Annotated in this window: 14 protein-coding genes and 1 pseudogene; 4 read left to right on the top strand and 11 right to left on the bottom strand. The window is 63.7% G+C overall.

What is annotated here, in order from left to right:
• The 10 genes and pseudogenes from ACIBG0_RS12745 to ACIBG0_RS12790 all read right to left on the bottom strand — a co-directional run.
• Nucleotides 1-525: pseudogene (locus ACIBG0_RS12745) on the bottom strand (hypothetical protein); the annotation flags it as partial.
• Nucleotides 522-1,430, bottom strand: coding sequence for a hypothetical protein (locus ACIBG0_RS12750; RefSeq protein ID WP_397032027.1), 909 nt, complete (start codon nucleotides 1,428-1,430; stop codon nucleotides 522-524). The gene ACIBG0_RS12750 and the pseudogene ACIBG0_RS12745, both read right to left, overlap by 4 nt.
• A 48-nt stretch (nucleotides 1,431-1,478) precedes the next feature.
• Nucleotides 1,479-3,974, bottom strand: a complete 2,496-nt coding sequence (locus tag ACIBG0_RS12755; protein ID WP_397032028.1) for a hypothetical protein — start codon at nucleotides 3,972-3,974, stop codon at nucleotides 1,479-1,481.
• Between the two features lie 47 nt (nucleotides 3,975-4,021).
• The gene (locus ACIBG0_RS12760; protein ID WP_397032029.1) at nucleotides 4,022-6,550 is read right to left on the bottom strand and encodes an ATP-binding protein; all 2,529 of its coding nucleotides are present in this window, start codon (nucleotides 6,548-6,550) and stop codon (nucleotides 4,022-4,024) included.
• Nucleotides 6,551-7,081 (bottom strand): hypothetical protein, encoded by a 531-nt coding sequence (locus ACIBG0_RS12765; protein WP_397032030.1) that lies wholly within the window; start codon nucleotides 7,079-7,081, stop codon nucleotides 6,551-6,553.
• Nucleotides 7,078-7,338, bottom strand: a complete 261-nt coding sequence (locus ACIBG0_RS12770; protein ID WP_062991015.1) for a hypothetical protein — start codon at nucleotides 7,336-7,338, stop codon at nucleotides 7,078-7,080. The genes ACIBG0_RS12765 and ACIBG0_RS12770 overlap by 4 nt, the downstream gene beginning before the upstream one ends.
• Nucleotides 7,339-7,356: 18 nt before the next feature.
• Complete coding sequence (locus ACIBG0_RS12775) at nucleotides 7,357-8,418, bottom strand: conjugal transfer protein (RefSeq protein ID WP_397032662.1); 1,062 nt, start codon at nucleotides 8,416-8,418, stop codon at nucleotides 7,357-7,359.
• A 76-nt stretch (nucleotides 8,419-8,494) separates the two neighbouring features.
• On the bottom strand, nucleotides 8,495-9,646 hold the full coding sequence (locus ACIBG0_RS12780; protein ID WP_397032032.1) for a GAF domain-containing protein: 1,152 nt from the start codon (nucleotides 9,644-9,646) through the stop codon (nucleotides 8,495-8,497).
• Between the two features lie 310 nt (nucleotides 9,647-9,956).
• A complete protein-coding gene (locus tag ACIBG0_RS12785; protein WP_397032034.1) occupies nucleotides 9,957-10,850 on the bottom strand; it encodes an ROK family protein in 894 nt (297 codons plus the stop codon).
• Nucleotides 10,851-10,901: 51 nt separating this feature from the next.
• Nucleotides 10,902-11,351 carry a hypothetical protein gene (locus ACIBG0_RS12790; RefSeq protein ID WP_397032036.1) on the bottom strand — a complete coding sequence of 150 codons (450 nt, stop codon included), beginning with the start codon at nucleotides 11,349-11,351 and terminating at the stop codon, nucleotides 10,902-10,904.
• Between the two features lie 263 nt (nucleotides 11,352-11,614).
• Here ACIBG0_RS12790 and ACIBG0_RS12795 point away from each other — a divergent pair, with 263 nt between their 5' ends.
• Together ACIBG0_RS12795 and ACIBG0_RS12800 are read left to right on the top strand one after the other, a co-directional pair.
• Nucleotides 11,615-12,316, top strand: a complete 702-nt coding sequence (locus ACIBG0_RS12795) for a MerR family transcriptional regulator (RefSeq protein WP_397032038.1) — start codon at nucleotides 11,615-11,617, stop codon at nucleotides 12,314-12,316.
• 128 nt (nucleotides 12,317-12,444) lie between these two features.
• A complete protein-coding gene (locus tag ACIBG0_RS12800) occupies nucleotides 12,445-14,799 on the top strand; it encodes a hypothetical protein (RefSeq protein WP_397032040.1) in 2,355 nt (784 codons plus the stop codon).
• On the opposite strand, the gene ACIBG0_RS12805 is transcribed toward ACIBG0_RS12800, so the two are convergent.
• Complete coding sequence (locus ACIBG0_RS12805; RefSeq protein ID WP_397032042.1) at nucleotides 14,789-15,718, bottom strand: AMP-binding protein; 930 nt, start codon at nucleotides 15,716-15,718, stop codon at nucleotides 14,789-14,791. The genes ACIBG0_RS12800 and ACIBG0_RS12805 overlap by 11 nt on opposite strands.
• A gap of 277 nt (nucleotides 15,719-15,995) precedes the next feature.
• Between ACIBG0_RS12805 and ACIBG0_RS12810 the strand changes: the two genes are divergently transcribed.
• Together ACIBG0_RS12810 and ACIBG0_RS12815 are read left to right on the top strand one after the other, a co-directional pair.
• On the top strand, nucleotides 15,996-16,592 hold the full coding sequence (locus ACIBG0_RS12810) for a TetR family transcriptional regulator (RefSeq protein WP_397032044.1): 597 nt from the start codon (nucleotides 15,996-15,998) through the stop codon (nucleotides 16,590-16,592).
• Between the two features lie 106 nt (nucleotides 16,593-16,698).
• On the top strand, nucleotides 16,699-17,955 hold the full coding sequence (locus ACIBG0_RS12815; RefSeq protein WP_397032045.1) for a cytochrome P450: 1,257 nt from the start codon (nucleotides 16,699-16,701) through the stop codon (nucleotides 17,953-17,955).
• Nucleotides 17,956-18,003: the final 48 nt, after the last annotated feature.

Genomic DNA, 18,003 nt, shown 5'->3' on the forward strand with positions numbered 1-18,003 from the left:
CCCCGAACCACCGCCACCGCTGCCGCCACCGGACCCCAATCCGGCCAGCGCCGAGGCCAGCATCGGCAACACACCCAACGCCATCGCCCCCGCCGGCGCCAACGCCGCCACCGCATCCGGATCCACCAACGGCGGCGCAGGCTCAGCAGGCGCAACCTGAGCCTGCGGCTGAGCAGCAGGCGCCTGACCCGGCTGACCCGCCCCCGGACCCGGCGGCACCACAACATTCCCCTGCGGCACAGCCGCCGAACCCGGACTGGACCCGCCCTGCCCCGCTTGCCCCTGCGGTGTAGCGGGTGCGCCATTCTGCGCTGGTGCCGGTGAAGAACCGTTCTGCCCAGGCGACGTACCGGTTCCGGGATTCGCCGGGCCGGTGCCGGTCCGCGGTTTGGTCTTGTGCTCTTGCTTTCCCGACCACGGCGTTACCGGACCGGATGGTGAATCCCCCTCGTCGCCAGCACCTTCGGTCTGCTCATCGACAACTTCGACCTGATAATCCGCAGGCCAGACCTCGGCGCTGGTCACGACCCACCCCCTAGCACTCGCTTGATGCGGACGTCGCGGCCGGTCGGGATCGACTGCTCGACGAACCGTCCGGAGTATGGATCATAAGTCATGACTTGTGTTGCGCCGAGGGCGATTCCGGTCCGAGTAGGCGCGTTGCTGCGGTAATCCCAGAAGACCAGATCACCCTCCGACACCGCGGCGGGATCGACCCGCTGTCCGCATGCGGCCTGGGCCGCGATGGTTTTCGGAAGCACGATCACCGCTTTCCCGATACTCGACGATTGCCCGCACGCGACCGCCGCCGATCCCGGCTGCGCCGATGTAGCCCTCGCGGGCGGTGTCGCCGGTTCGGTGTCGTCCGGTGGCTGCGCCGTCGCATCGCAACGCCCGGTCACCGCAGCCGCCGAGGCCTGATAGATCACATCCCGCGTCAACCCTGCCGCGCTCGATGGGCCACTCGGCGCACCGTCTGCACTTCCCGACGATGCTTTCAGTGCATGATTGATGGCCAGTTCCCGGGCACAGTCACCGAGCAATCCACTCATTGTCGTCTGCAGCGGCGGAAGTTGATACGGCGCGGTGTGGATCGCGCTTACGCAGGCGCGCTGCCAGTCCGAGGCGTTCGTATCATCCGGTGCCACAGTCAATTCCGCGTACGGGTTGGCGGTAGGCGCGGTCGAGGGCGCGGCGCCCGTCCCAGAACTGGACGCAGCGGTCGTGCGGGGTGGGGAGGTCTCGGTCTGCGACGGGTCCGGGCCCACCGCACTGTCGCACTGATAGTGCAGGTCGGCCGAGATGGCCGACGTCGTGCCGCCGACCACGAGCACCATGATGACGAGAAGCGTGCCGAGGCCGGACACCGCCGCCAGCAACAACCACGCCCAGGCGGGAACCATGGCGAGGAACATGAGCCGACCGATCATCGAATACCTCTCCGCACAGCACGAGCAGACTATCTTGGCGCCGAATAGTTATCTCAGCAAATTGCGTACACCCTGCAATCCTGTGATCCAGTTCGGGTTACTCGGATTAGTTCCGCGTGGCGTCACCATATTCTGCGAAAGACCAGCGCCACCCGATGAGTAGTTATCCGTATTGACAGCCCGATAGACGACGTCGCGGAGATCACGGATCGTCTCCGGGTTTGTCACATCGTCCAAGAGCCTTCCAGCGAGCGTCTGAGCATCCTTGGCATGCTCATTCATAATCCATTGCTTCATACGCTCCGCGTCATATACGCTAACGTTTGCGCCAGTCGCTCTGTTTTGTGCGTTCTGCAAGTTCTGCCATTGAGTGTGGGCCGCCGTGCCTGCAACTGGGGTCTCATCTTGTATTACCGCATTCAATGCCTGCATCTTTGCACGTGCAACCTCAGGAGCGTCCGTCACGTAATCCTGGACAAAATCCAGCTGGGGATGAATGCGCTCGTTTCCACCATCCAGAGTAACACCACCCGACCTGACTCGGCGGAATTCTCGGGCCGCCTGCTCCAGGGTCGCGAAATCAGCTGCGGCCTCCTCTGCACTACCTGTTCCGTTGATGACCATGCGTGCTGAATTCTGGGCATGCCGAACAGAAGCAGCCAAGAAAGCGAGGTCTTTATCCTCGAGCGGCGCGGTACCAGCAGTCCTGCCGATAATCACACGCGAGCGAGCCGCAAGTAACGCCCTATCCTCGTTCCTCGCGCCAGCACCGATCAAGCCACCGAATGCATCAGCCGCCGCCCCGCCCGCATCGATAACACCTTGTACGCCTGCTGCGTTGCCGCGGAACGAGTCCAAACCGCCATAGACACCGGCTTCCCGGCGGGCATTCGCGGAAAAGAGCTCTCGGTTCAGATAGGACTGGGTATACCAGCCGTTTGGCCCACCGAACCCGTCGGTGTTCCACACCCCGGCCTGAGCCTCCGCCATTCGCTTCTTCAATTTCGACTGGGGCCGCCAGGAACCCGGCAGTCCGCCCATCGCCCATTCGGTCAATGGCGAGTTGGCAATCGTGCTCGCGCCACCCATCAGCGCCATCATCCCTATGCCCGACATCTTGTGGCTCGCGCCGAATTGCCCCATACCCAAGGCCGTCCCGCCACCGCCACCGCCACCCGAGCCAGTTCTGGCGCCACCGTTCTGAATGGCCAGCGCAAAGCGGTTGGCAATCCAGTCGTTGCCCTTCTCCAGACCAGCATTGAGCCGCTTCAGCTGTAAGATCGCGACGATTTCCACGATCGCCACGATGACGAACACGGACATGACCTGGCCGCGCGCCTGCTGGAACAGATCGCCGAGAAAAAGCTCATAGACGCCGAGGAATATGACGAATACGGCCATACGCGCGGCAGAGACGAATCCGTGCACGACACACCGAATGGTGAACGTCTGCGTCGGCCCGTATACGAATCCGCCCGCGGCGAATCCGAATATCGTCATGAATCCGTAGTAGATCGAATCGAGCGCGGCCCAGATGACCTTGATGGCCAGGTATGCGCCGAAAAGCAATAGCACCGTGCCGGACAACAGCAGCAGAATTCCGGCGCCGATTTGACCGACGCTCGGATTATCGGCCGCCGAATAGGCGGCGCTGTCCCCGCACGACTTCATCCCGTTCTTGACCCGGTCCTCGTCACCGGCCATCACACCGGCCGACCACGCCGCCCGGCAGGACGCCCGGTCATCGACTACATGCCCGAAGTTCCACACCTGCAACGGACTTCGGGCGAAATTGTCCGCCATGTCCGCCTGCATCGTCTGGATCAACTGGTTCGGATTCGGATTGCTATTGCCGTTCAAACCGGCCGCCACCGAAATCCCCAGATTCCGACCCTGCGCCAGCAGTCCGTCCGGCGCCAGCACCTCAGCAAGTGGCTCGGCCAAGAAGAGCGGCCCGAGTATCGCCACCCCCACCATCATCACGACCTGCATCGAGGCCTTGGAGAAATAGCCGCGCACAATGAAAACGCCAACCGGGACCGCGCCGATCGCCACAAAAGTCAGCAGCATGATGGGTGTCGCGATCTGCCCCGACAGACTGTGCGCAACACCCTCCAGCGGCTTGCTGACGACAGTCAGCCACCCGAAGTCCAGGGTATCGGTGGGCAGCCAGATCGCGGTGACCGTAATGACAAGCCAGATGGCGAACAGCACGATGATCAGGAACGACATTACGAGGTTTCCCGGGTTCAACACACCGCCGCGATTGGTGGCGAACAGGTAACTCGAAAGTTCCACCCCCGAGGAATCTTTGACGCGCATCCAGCTCAGCGCACTATTAGGCGCGGACACTGTCCCCGTGCTGGTTTCCGCCGTGGCCAGCACCGCCATGATGCCCGGACAGAGAAACAGCACGACAAGAGCGATAATCGTCCACGTGGTCCAGCGCCGACGGCGCGTCGCGCCGATCCACTTGCGACATCGCCGAAATATCGCCGACGGTCGCCATCGAACCGGATCGAATAACTCCGATTCTTCCGTCATTCCGAAGTCGGATAATCCTCGTCGATCATCCGGACCGGTACCGAATCTCACCGGACTGCCTGTCTCTCCGCAGCAGCGATGCGCGCGGCTCCGCTGGAAGTCGGCGTGCTGGTAATTGCCGCGGCGCGATCGATCCGGGCCGGTCCGAGTACCTTGCCACGGCCGATTCGGTTCAGCGCGTCACGCATGAACATCTCACCTCGGCGTTCCTCGGGCACCTGACGGCCGGTGCCGACCGGCGGAGAGGTCTCCTCACGCAAAACCTGCAGCAGAAACGGCGCTTCCTCCAAATCGACGCCGAGCCATTCCAAACTGTTGCGCGCCAAGGTCTCATCGCGCTGACGGAAAACGAACCGATTCGGGATGAGATTGTGCGCCGCGCCCTGGAAGTCGGTTGCTGGATCGTGCGAGGCCAGCCCGATCGCAGCCAGATGCTTACGGCCGTCACGGCTGAAGTCCGAGGTGACGGCGGATCCGACTTGGGTCTGCGTGAAATGGTGCGCCTCATCGCCCACCAGCAGCCCGAATCTGCCGTTATCGGTGAGGAATGCCTCTCGGGCAGCGACGCCGACAAGTTCGTACAGTGCGGTTCCGAGTCGTTTCGTCAACGGCAAGCGGTTGTACAGGTGCGGGGTGGTCAGCTCTTCCGCTGTCGGCAGCGCCAGCTGGTGGCTGCGGATGACCGTGGCGGCGGCATTGAGCCGCAATGGTTTCAGCGACGGATCGAACAGCACCGGCACGCGCTCGACAATCGTGCCGAGGCGCGCGGCCAAGTCGGCGTATTCCTCCTGATTGCCCGGCTGATCACGCAGTCGCCGCACGACATGGAACAAATCCAGCAGACTGCGGATGCCGTGTTCGGCAATGCCGCGAGCGGTCAGCAGATTGCTCGCGGCGGCGCCCGCGCCCGATGTCGGCGACAAATCCAGCAGCGGGAGGATCGAATCGAGCGCACGCTCGCCGGCGATCCTGGGCTCGAACATGCGCAACGGGTCCAATGACACCGTCGGATTCGCCAGATCGATGACGACAGCATTGTCGATCGAGGCAGCGAAATGTGCCCATTCACCAACTTGACTGCGGTCGATGGCCAGGAACTGGCCGCCCATATCGTGCACGAGCACGGCCATGAGCTTGAGAAAATACGACTTACCCGAGCCGAGTTCTCCGGTGACCGCGAACGAAGCCGACAGATCGTGCAGTGCGGCTTCCATGATGCCGAAGTGGATCGGCTCGTACTGGCCGGACAGAAGATTGATCCCGATCACCGGGCCGCTGTCGTCGCCGATCTGGCTGGTGATGAACGGGACGAAACCGGCCCACATATCGGAGGGCACGATGTGCGCGAAATCGTCGAACGCCCGCCGCGGCGGACTGCCCGGCACGAGCATCGACCACAAATCGACCTGAGTACCGAGTGGGGCGGTCATATCGACCTGGAATCGTTTGTAGCGGCGCTTGAGGTTATTGACCGCGTCCATCGTGACATCACGCGAGGGACCACCGATGGCGATGACGGTTGTGAAGGACACCTCCGACTCACCGCCGTTGACCTCGAAATGCTGGTTGTATTCACCCAGCATCTGCGCCTTCGAGGTCAGCGTGTTCTGCGCGAACGACACCTCCTGGTCGCGCTGATCCATCTGCTCACCGAGTCGGCGCAGACTCAGCTCGTTGTTCTTGAGCACCTGGTCCGCGGGCTTGGTCGAAACCCGCATCCCCCAGTCGACCGTGACGTCACCGAGGCCCTCGAGCACATTCAGGAATTCGCTGCCCCCCGGGAATCGCATGCCCGAATACGGGAACGAATGCGGAGTGAGCATCGCCTGATAGGACGGGCGATACTCGTAATCCGGTTGAACGACCTTGATCACCGGAACGAACGATGGCCGAATTCGCCGGTTGCTGTCGGCTTGGGCCCCTTCGTCCAGCGCCGCCGAGGAGAACACCGCCGCCGTCGCGTCGTCCAGCGCCCCTACCCGGGTCGGTGCCACCGGATCGCCCGCGGCGCCGCGCGACAGATAGTGCTCCCACAGCCACTGGAAAAGCGCGGCGGGCACCGGGATCGGATCGAAATCGCCGCCGATCCGGGACAGGATCTCGTTCGCCTTATCGTCGTAGGCATCCAGGTCCGCGCGTGAGATGGCGGTCGCGTCGATCGTTGTGGTGCTGCCACGCCACATCCGCGACAGCGCCGAAATACCGGAGTTCGCCGTGCCAACCGGGATTGTCAGCAGGAAGATCCGGGTCTGCGGTGCGATGGCACGAACTCGCTCATACGAGGCGACCACCTCGTCTGCGTACTCCTCGCATTCGTCGAGATCGACGCCCTCCACCATTTTGGTCAACACATCGATCGTATTCAGCCGTGCCTGGATGCCGAGCAGCAGTGAACCACTCGGCAAGCTGTTGATCAGCGCATGGTGCGCCATCTTCACGTCATATTTGTCACTCGCCTTGCGCAATCCGTAGCCGAGCGGATTGATGAAGTAGGTCGCGGTGACCAGACCCGAGTGAGTGAATTGCAGATTTCCGCGAATCGCGGCGGTGGGCTGTAGATCTCGTCCGAACGCCATTCAGCGGCTCCCTTCCGATGCTGGGCCACCGTTGCCGTTGATCCAGTTGCGCAGATCCGCCCCACTGCCGCCGACACCGATCACATCGAGCAACCGGATATCGGATTTCGCGCTGTCCACTGCCTCTGTCGGACGATCCGGCAGGACCAGGACGACGGACTCTTCGATGAACATGGTGTGACGCGCCGAATCGGCGTTGACCGGCATACCCGATGCCGACACCGGCTTGCGCGAGACGATCAGCCGCCCGACCCACAGCGCCCGAGAAGTCATCCGCACGCCGGTATACGGCACCAGACCGATGGCGAAGACGACCCCGATCGTGAGTACCAGCCCCACCAGGAAGGTAACCGCCGGATTGACCGGGAATATCATCGCGCATATCGAGGTGATCACCATCAACACCACCGCTCCCGCGACCTGCGGCAGCGTATACGGCCCGAAGGGCAGCTTCTGCCCGTTCTGGGCCTTGCCGATCATGGTGGGAACCCGCTTGATCGGCGTGAAGACCTTGATCACCTGTTGACTCATCGATAGCCACCGATGGGGTGATCGGGGACCACGATGTTGGAGTCGGTGCGCGCGTAGTTGACCAGCGTCGGGAGTATCCAGAACAGGACCGCGGCCAGCAGCGCCGATCCGGCGACGGCGAGGATCTTCGCGGGCGAGAGCTTGGATTTGGCCGCCTCGGATATCAGCACACCCATGCTCAGGATGGTGATCAGGATCAGGCCCGCCCAGCGGACGAAGATCAAGATGTTGTACAGGATGGCGCTCAAATTACCCACGGCCGTGCCTCTTTCGTATCAGTTCTGGGTAGCCCGCGGAATCTGCACCGTCGTCGACGGCAGCGACGTCGTCGAGCTTGGCGGCGCACTTGCGCGCGAGTTCTGTTGGTCGGCGATAACGGCAGGCGGGTTGGTCATCGCCGGTACGGCATCGACCGACTGCACCTGCCATTGGCCACCATCGCGGACCATGGTCAGCGGATAGGCGAGCGTCGCGACCGCCCCGCCGTCGGCCTTGGGATTGACGGTGACGAGCACCTGCGCGCTCGAACGCGCTGTGCCACAACTGTTGTCGTCCGAGGTGACCGCTACGGTCTCCACGGCGCTGAACGGGGCGGGTTTCAGCGCGGCGATACCGGCGTCCAGGGTGATGTAGCGGCCTACATCGCCATTACCCGTCAGATAGGTGCTCAGAAAGCCCGAAGCCACTTGAGCGAGCGGCGTATCCGCCGTGCACGGCGAGGAGTACGCCTGCGCCAGATCAGCGCCACGGCTGGGCGGTTCGATCAGCGCGGGCAGCGCGAGCGCCCGCAGTCGACCGTTGAGCACTGATACGCCGACCCGATAGAACTGGCGGGTGTCTGCCCCGGTGCTGTTGCTGTTGCTGCTGTTGGTGGCGGAGGTACCGGTAGTGCTGCTGCTGGCGGTTGGGGCGGATTTACTACCCACCCGCACCGATACGGTCACCGACCAGACCTCGAGCGTGTCGAAGCTCCCGACGCGCGATACGTACACAACGGCGGGATCCGACACCTGCCTGGCCGTCGAGGGCAGCGTGATCTGCTGCGCACTGGCTCCGACATATTCGCCGAGCCGATCCTGTTGTCCGGCAACCGAACTCAGGTAAGTAACAATGAACTGTTCGGCGAAAGAGCCCGCCAATTGCGCACGGCCGATGGTCGCAGGCGTCGCACTGTCGGACGGCGGCGGCGGATCCGAGGCGAAGAAATCGAGGATCGCATGCCCGCCACCGAGTACGGCCAGCACTGCTAGCACGGCGACGATCACATTGTCGCGACGGCGGCGTGCGACCATTCGGCGAAGTAATTCATCGCCCGAATCCGTCGATCTGCCAACCATTGTCCGCACTCCCGAAATGGTAGAGAGCACCATCATTTCCAGCCCCCTCATGGTTCCCAGCAGTGGGGACAGCGAGTCAGTACACAGGGCTACGTTTCAAGCGATGTGCGAGCCGATACTGCAGCTGATCGTCGTACCCGATCGGCGCCTGCCCCTGTGGGGTTTCCAGCGCGTTGCGCCCGGATTCCAGCATCGGCATGTCATCGGCGACGCGCACGAGCTGGGCGATCGCGAGTTGCCGACTCGGATAACCCGGATACGGGTACAGCAGCAGCGATGTCGGGGTGTAGCCGCCACCGTAGTTGAGGGCTCGCACCGTGACACCCGCGGTATCACCGGACTGCAACCGGTCACTCAGGGCCATCAAACGCACGCGGTCATCCGGATGGAAGACGTCCACCGGCCGGAACAGATAGTCCCATCGAATCCAGGGAGCCGGATCGGTGAGCCAATGCGAGATGCTGGCGCGTTCGGTCTGGACGATCGCGAGGTGAGTTCCGGCCCGTCGGTGGGCTTCACGCAATCCGACCCGTTCCAGCGTGGGCCACTCGGACGGCTCATTGTCCGAGGTGACATCTTCGATCAACAACCACGCGCCCTGTGTACGAGCGTCGTCGCGGGCCCGGATACTGATCCGCCACCGGCCCGGCCGCTCCGGACCGTCGGTCACCGTGACCTCGAACTGAAGCTTGTCACCGGCCTTCGGGCTGTAGAGCAGATCCAGGACCTCGGCGTGTCGATTGAAGGCCGAGATCCGATGGAACAACTCCGCGATCGACATCACCGGCACATGCTGCTCGGCCGAATTGCCCGTCAGCCGGGTCGCACCGATGGGTTGCTGAATCGTCTGGGTATTGAGGTCCCAGATCGCACCCACCGCGGCCGGTAATTCCGGACAGGTCGCCGCGGCGGAGCCCATCCACAAACGGACCGCGTGCACATCGCCGCCCGGCCCGAACACCGGACGTATCCGCAGCGCGTGCGGACCCGAACCGGTTGCGAGCGTCAGATCCACGTCCTCGGCTTCGTCGCGCGCCGCCCGGATCGCATCGATCAGGCTCCGGGTCTTGAGACTGTCGTAGAGCGCCGGAGTCCGCGCCATTACCCGCTGGAGCACTCGCTGCCAGTCGGCGAATCCACGCGGTGCGTCTCCGACAGAAGCCACCGACATCGCCTCGGGCGTCAACGTCTCGATCGTTATCCAAGGATTTACTGCGCCACTTGTCATCGCACTGCCCGTACCAACCGTTCGTCGGAAACCGCCACCTGTGTGTGACACGGATAATGTACCGCTATCTAACGGCTCGTTCAACAGGTTTGCGGATGTCGACATCAGTTGCAGTCTGCATGACGTGACCACCCGATGTTCACCGAGCGGACCTTTCTTAACGTCCGCTTAAGAACGCATGTGCACGCGTCAGAATTCCCGCAGCTCAGGGCAGTTCGCCGAGATGCGGCGAATCACCGCACAAGGCCTGAGACCAGCGACGAACGCACTGGTCTCAGGCGCAATTCCAATGCCCGCAACCGCGACGGGGCTAACCCTCTCCGGCCGTCAATGCCAACACGCCCGCACCAGCCAGTACCCCCACCGCGCCGAGTTCCGATGGCACGACCCGTAATCCGGTCAGATAGCCGAGCCGGGCGTGCGTGGCGACCGCAGCGCCGAGCGCTTTCCACAGGGAAGTGCCCGGTGCCACCAGCGTGCCACCAAGGACGACCAGGTCCAGGTCGAGCAACGCGGCTACCGAGGCGATCGCGCGGCCGAGCGCCGTCCCGGCGCGGGTGAGCGCGGCATCGGCGAGTTCGTCACCCGCACGCGCCTGACCGACCAGGTCGTCGACCGAGGTGCCCTGCCAACCTTGCGCGCGTGCCCATTTCACCGCGGAGACTCCGCCGGCGACCGCCTCCAGACAGCCACGTCCCCCGCATTCGCAGAGCTCATCGAAGCCTGGCACCAGCACATGGCCGAGGTTTCCCGCGTTTCCGGTCCGACCGACCACCACGAAACCACCGACCATGACCCCGGCGCCGATCCGGTCCGAGACCATAACCGCAAGCGCGTCGAGCACGTCGTTCGTCGCACCGAAGTTGCGCTCGGCCAGGCCAAGGCACACGCCGTCGAGCGCCAACTGGACGATTGCGTTCGGAAACAGTCTTTGCACTGCCGCCACAATCCCGAAACCCGTCCCCCACTCGGCGATACCGGGCGGTGCGACCACACCAGCGGCCATATCGAGCGGGCCGACGGAACCGATTCCGACCCGGGTCACATCCTCGCCACCTGCGGCCTCGAGCAGCAGGTCACGGCAGCTGTCCCAGGCCGCGCGGGCCGGGATCGAGACCCGCCGGATCTCGTCCTCGCCGACATTGTCGGCCACCCGACTCGCCGCGAAACCGCCCGGCCCGATCTCCAGAGCCAACATCGTCATGAGTTACACACCGCCAGAATGAAGTCCGTCGCGAACAGGACGAAGCATAGGTCAGTGCGCGCCGGTTCCGGTCGGTTCCAGTCTGCGACCGAGCACAATGTGACGGCGCGGGGCCGAAGGAGCGGGTTCGGCGGGCGCCGGGCGCGAGCCGGTTCGAATGATCCGAAGCGGCCGCTTGTGGTCGATGGGGGTGATGCGATGACGGTCCAGGTCCGAAACGACCTTCCCCGCGCTGTCATAGGGCACCCCGGCCCAGATCATCGCGCGGGGGCCGGTGCCGCGCTCGATGAGCGTCTGCGCCAACTGTTCACATTTCGCGAAGACCGGGCAGCTCTCACAGATTCGCATCGCCGCACGCCAGGAGTCCGGAGTGCCGACGTCCAGGTCCCAGTCGTCGGGCCCGTCCGCGCAGGGCGGGCGATGGGCCGACCCGCTGGGAAGCGTCGAAACCTTTGCTGTCACAACGGTTTCCACGACGAGGGAAGATTGCATGATGCTCATAGCCGTCTCCGGGGTGCCGAGGGCGCGCCAACTCCGTTGTGCGGGCCCATTGGTCGGGCGGTCATCAGGGCTGCTCAACAGTCCCCGGGAGGGCCAGCATGTACTGGTCTACGCACGTTAACCCACGATCGGCCAACTCGGCAATCGGTTCTGCCGCTACTTAACGGCACGTTGACCAACATGTGATCCTGGCGTATCGTTAGTTAACGGTACATTTGTTCGCGGGCCATCCGCTAAGGGGCGAATTGTGGTTTCCTATGGATATGGCTGTTGAGTCCGAGTACACGATCGACGAGCTAGCGCGGGCGGCTGACACCACCGTGCGAAGCGTCCGCGTGTACCACGAACGAGGACTCCTCCCCTCCCCCGATGTCCGGGGGCGCATCGGCTATTACGGGTCGGATCACCTCAACAGACTGCAGACGATCAGTCGTCTGCTCAGTCGGGGCATGAAGTTGAACGGGATTCGGGAACTGCTCGAGGCCTGGGATCGTGGCGACGGATTGGCGGAGGTGCTCGGCGTCAACGATCAGCCGATCTCCGAGCCGACGACGGTCGCCGCGCCTGGCTCCCCTCGTGCGCAGCGCAAGCAAGCACCCCCGGAACTTCCGGAATACGTGCAGCAGGCGCTCGCCGCCAGTGGCGATCCGCACGAGGCCTACCGGGTAACCAATCCGCGCTGCGGTGACCTGACCACCCGACTCGTCGATGCGGGTATTCCCGCACGCGACGCCTTCGAACTGATCGAGCGACTCAGAGCGGACTGCAATCAGATCGCCGATCAGTATGCGACCCAACTGTTCTACTTCCTGGCGGGCCAGGTCTACGAACAGTCCGGGCGCACACCGAAGGACCGCGCAAAACTCGAATCTGAGTTGGCCATCGCCCGGCTGATCGCCACGCGCGCGACGTCGGAGTTGATCGATCAGGCCTTCGCCAGACATTCCGAACTGCCGCCGGCCTGATATCGAATCACACCCAAAACAATTCGATGTGCTGTCGGTAACAATCGCCCGGATCCATACGAATTAAATACGAATCACCCTGAGCCCAATGGGTTTTCGGTGTTCGACCAACGATTACGTTTGTATGCGTGATCGGGCGATCGGATAATCTCGTTGGTACGCGACTTGTATCGGGCAAGATCGACCGCCTGAATGCATTGTCGGACTTGGAGTTCTGGGATACCGCGCGATGGCGGCCGCGCGCGGTGCTGCGTCGATCCGGGTATTGGGTCGGCGCGACTCGGCTGCGCAGAATAACGGCCCGGCTGCTGCTCGGCGTATTCCTGCTATTCGTTGTGCCCATGACGATCGGCGCGGTGGCGACGGCACAGACGGGAACCGTGACCGCCGGCTCGTCGACGATTGATGGCGTCGGCTGGATGAATGTCCGGGATTCGCATGGAGTTCCGCTGGCGAATTATGTCTTCGCCACGGATCACGGCAGTATTCTCCATCCCGGAAATGCCGCGTTGTCCTCCGCGCTCGACCTGGAATTCGCGGGGTTCATGGCCACCGAGGTCACCGGAATCTGGGTGATCGAGTACGTGGTGAGCTTTCGCTGGCTCGACCTGATCGCAGACCCGTTGACCCGGGTCGCCGACACGCTCGCCGGACAAGTCGGCACGCCCGTCATCCTTCTGCTTGCGGTGACCATCGGCGCAGTACCCGTGGGCTGGTTCATCGTTCGCGGATACTTCTCCAAGGCCACGCTTCAGGTCGTGACGATGATCGGTGTCGCCTTGTTCAGCGTGCCCTACCTGGCACATCCGATGGCCGATGTGCTTTCCTCGGACGGATTGCTCGCACAGGGACGTGACGTCGGGGTGGCGGTAGCCGCGGGCCTCAACGGTCAATCGAACCCGAGCCCGAACGTGGTCGTCGATTCGATAGAGGGCACGCTCGCCGACAACTTCGTGCGTTACCCGTTGCAGGTGTGGAACTTCGGCCACGTCGTGGACGACTCACCGGCGTGCCGAGCGGCATGGTCGGACGGGGTGTTGGCCGGTAGTGACGACAAGGTCACCGCCGGCCTGAAACGTTGCGGCGATGTCGCGGCGTACACCAAGAGCCAGAATCCCAATGCGGGCCAGATCTGCACCGGCCTACTGTTGCTGGTTTTCGCCGCCGTCCTGCTGATGTTCGGCGTGTATCTGTCCGGAAAGATCGTGGTGGCCGCGGCGGAGGCGATCTATCACGCGTTCATGGCCATTTTCGGCTTCGCCGCAGGCGGATACGTCTACGGACCGAGCCAGACCTTCCTGCTACGTAATCTGGTGGATGCCTTCGTATCGGCGGGCAAGATGATCGCGTTCACCGTATATCTCGGCATCTACGCACTGGTCCTCGGCGATGTCTTCAAACAGGCGCAGGGCCACGGCATCGCGGTGATCTTCATCGGTGGATCGTTCATGATCATCGGAATTGTCCTGCTACGCCGGATCAGCCGCGGCCTTGCCGCCGCTCCCTCCCGGATAGCTGGTCGGATCAGTGGTGTGCTCGCGACCGGACATGTGGCCCAAGCCGGTGGTGGCAGTGGCGGAGGAGGCGCCATGATGGGAGCGGGCGGCAGTATGTCCGGAACCCAGCGCCTGGTCACCGGACTCGCGGCGCTCAACACAATGAACGCCTCGCCGGTGACCGAATACCTCATGGGCCGCAGACGAGCACCGTTGAGTTCACGCGCCGGGATGCGGCAACGAGCCGAGCTGGCGAATATGCGGATGGCGGTCGAAGCGGATCGTTTCGGCTGGATCCGCAACTACTACCGAACCCGCGAGCAGATTATCGACTCCGCCAGGTCCGCCGCGGCGACGTATGGGCACACACCGATGGGTGCCGCCGTCGCGATTGATCGAGTGGTCGACCGCGGCGCCAGCCTCGGTGACGCCGAAGCGGCTTTGTTCAGTGCAGGATTCACCGACAAGGAAATGCGCACCAACGCCATCAAGGCCTACAACTACCGCACCAGTTGGGGGCCGAATATGTGGGACGGGGACAAGCATGTCGGGCAAGCGATTGCCTCGCTCGGTGTGCTCAAGTTGGGCGAAACACCGGCCAATGTCGCGCTGTTCAAGCGGACCGCGCATCGGCTCGCGGAACGTCGCTTCGCCGATCCGAATCTGCAGTTCAGCAGCTTCACCGCGCCCGAGCAGCAGTTCCTCCGCGACTACTTCAACAACCCCACCGAGCCGGTCATCCATGCCATTCGGGATGTCGTGTCGGGCACCGGGAGTTCGTTGCCAGGCCTGACCGGCACCGTGACCAGGGAGCGTGCGGCATTGATGAACAGATTCATCAATGTGCACCTGAGCCGGGAGTACCTAGCGGCCGCCGAAGCCGAAAACTTCGCGGCGGCATCGGGAATCCTGCAGAAGATGGCACTGCCAGAGTACTGGACGGGTAGCAGTACCCTCACACCGTCGAAAGCCATTCCTACGTTCTAGCCGAGGTTAACGCTCGACCGACTACGACCGCAGTCCCAGTACTCCGACGGCGCCGACCGCCCTGCCGCGGGTCGGCGCCGATCCTGGTATGTCGCCCGCTCTCGAGGCTCCGATGGAGTCGCGGCGCGGGATCGCCGACCGCCGGTCGACAGAGCCTTCGGCGCTCGGCGGCAGACATTCGCCCGCACATCTTCCTCCCCCGACCGCCACAGCCACAGCGCCGCCGAATCGGATCGGGAACCGCGAACGACATCCGTGCTACCGATGTGACATCGGGTTCGCTACCACTGCCCGGCCGCTCTGGATGACATTGCGGCCGCCTCCACATCGACCGGCGCCACCGCATGGTCGCCGCGGTGCGCAATTTCGCTGAGCCATCCCATGATTCGCCGGCGGCCGTCCTTTTCCCGGCGCGCCACGTCGCGGGTAGTCCTCGTGCACCGTGGGCGCGGGCATCGTCGGCACCCACCGCCGCGGGGAGTGGGCGGGGTCGGTATCCAATCGAGTTGCGCCGGGGCTCGAAGGGGTTGCGCCACAATAGCGTCGGCGACTCGGTCGAAGCGAGGATCGGCGCGACAACCACCCGAGGCGCGGCCAGTGTAAAAGTCTGCTGTTTCTGCCGTGCGCTCAGTCGCGGATCCACGGGCGCGAATACCCCGCCGATATTCCAGACGGCCGACATTACGGCCACGAATGCAGGCGAATTCGGTAGCTCGGCGACCACCACGTCACCCGCGTCGACGCCATTCTTCTGCAAACACCGTGCGACGATCTCGGCCCACGCCTCGAGCTGACCGAATGATAAGAGCGGATCCGCATCGGCCGAAACAAGAAACGCCGATCGCGGGCATCCATCAATTGTCCTTCCGATGACGCAAGATGGTATCCCACTCCCGTTGCGGAATTCTGGATTCCGCAACCGGGAGTGGGGTCACGAACGGCACCCATCGCAGGTCGCGGCGGTTATCCCCGGCACCTCCCGGCAAGGGGGAACAAGAGGTGAGCAATGGAACCCGAAGGACCGCGCGACCAACGCCTTTCCGCATCGTGACGCCTCCAGCACCACATCGAGGTCCAATTCTCAGCGATGCCAGGTGCGCAACAGTACAGCCACAAAGTGGTCGCTTGCACAATCCCCGTTCCCAATTTTGGGAACGCGACTTACGCTGCACTGTCTGAGATCAACCGGAGGGCGAATGTCTGATCAGTACGAGCCGGTCGGCCGCAAAAGGGATGCGGCCGCAACGCGACTCGCTATATTGGCGGCGGCACAAGAACTGTTCGCCGAACGCGGCTACGAGCGCGCCACCGTGCGCGAGATAGCCGCACGGGCCGGGGTAAATCAGGCGCTCCTGTTCCGGTACTTCGGCAATAAGGACGAGCTGTTCCGCGCGTCGATAGCGGATCGCGGTCGGCGCGTACTCGAGGAGGGACCTGCCGAGGCATTGCTCGGCCGGTTACTCGCACGCACGCTCGAGCCGACCGGATCTGCGGCACAGGCACATTGGCTCCAGGCGGCGCTGCGCTCCAGCGGACACGACGAGGGTGCGGCCGCGGTGCGACGGGAACTGGGTGACGAGTATGTGAGCGCGCTTTCGGCACTCACCGATGGACCCGATGCCGAGTTGCGCGCCGATCTCCTACTCGCGTGGTTGCTGGGCATCGGACTGGTTCGCTCGGTGCATCGCCGAGATCCGTTGGCCAGCGCGGATCCGGCGGCGGTTGCCGAGCATGTGCTGCGCGCCGCGCACGTACTGCTGGAGCGGATGGATGTGAAATTTCCACCGTCATAACAGAATTCACCCGTTGACGGGCCGCCACACCCTCCCTAACATCAGTTGTAAGCACTCGCTTACATCGCTCGGGCACCTACCGTCCGCGTAGCGAAAGGGAGTTCAGATGAAGGCAGCATCGCGCGGCGATTCGATGTGGGGCGGCGTTCGGGCGACGGGTGGGCCCGTCGACCATGAGGTCCGCAGCTTTCCCTTCAGCACCCCGATGCGCCTGGATATGGACCCGCTCTTCGCGCGGCTGCGCCGAGAAGAGCCGATCAGCCGCATACGACTCCCCTATGGCGGTGAGGGCTGGCTGGTCACCCGCTACGAGGACGTCAAACAGGTGCTCGCCGACCCGAGATTCAGTCGCGCCGTGGCGGTCGAGCGCGAGGATATTCCGCGCACCACGCCGGAGCCCGCGCGCCGCGATTCGCTGCTGAGTATGGACCCGCCCGAGCACACGCGGCTGCGCAAACTGGTGGTCAAGGCGTTCACCGGCCGCCGGGTGCAGGCATTGCGCCCGCGCGCCCAGCAGATCGTGGACGAGCGGCTCGACGAAATCGAGCGATCGGGTTCACCCGCGGATCTGGTGCAGCTGCTCGCATTGCCGCTGCCGGTAACCGTGATCTGCGAAATGCTCGGCGTCCCACCGCAAGACCAGCACCGGTTTCGGGACTTCTCCGATACGGTGCTGTCCACCACCGCACACACCCGCGAACAGATCAGCGCCGCCCGCGCGGGCCTGGAGGAGTACCTCACCGAATTGGTGGCGCAGCGTCGCGAGCGGCCGACCGACGATCTGCTCGGCGCATTGGTCGCCGCACGCGATGACGAGGACCGGCTCAGCGAGCAGGAGTTGGTCAACCTGGGTATCGGCTTGCTCATCGCAGGCCACGAGACCACGGCCAACCAGATCGCGAACTTCACCTATGTGCTGCTCACCGAGCGAGAACACTGGGAATTGCTTTGTGGCAGGCCGGAACTCGTCCCGAGCGCGGTGGAGGAACTACTGCGCTACGTCCAATTGGGTTCGGGCGGTTCCTTTCCCAGAATCGCCACCGAGGATATCGAGCTGGGTGGTGTCGAGATCCGCTCCGGTGAGTCGGTGTTCGTCAATACCCAGGCCGCCAACCGGGACGAAACCGTCTTCGCGGATCCCGAAGAACTGGACCTGACCCGAGAACGCAATCCGCACATGGCCTTCGGACACGGCGCACACCACTGCCTCGGTGCGCAATTGGCCAGGGTGGAGCTGCAAGTAGCGCTCAGCTCACTGCTGCAACGGTTCCCTACCCTGCACCTCGCCGTACCGGCCGACGAGGTGCCGTGGAAGTCCGGCCTGCTGGTTCGCGGTCCGAAGGCCCTGCCGGTGGCATGGTAGGCACGTTCGTCTCCAACTGGGTCTTGCGCCGACGTGGTAGAGCCGAGT

The organism is Nocardia sp. NPDC050630, assembly GCF_044457245.1.
GTDB lineage: Bacteria > Actinomycetota > Actinomycetes > Mycobacteriales > Mycobacteriaceae > Nocardia.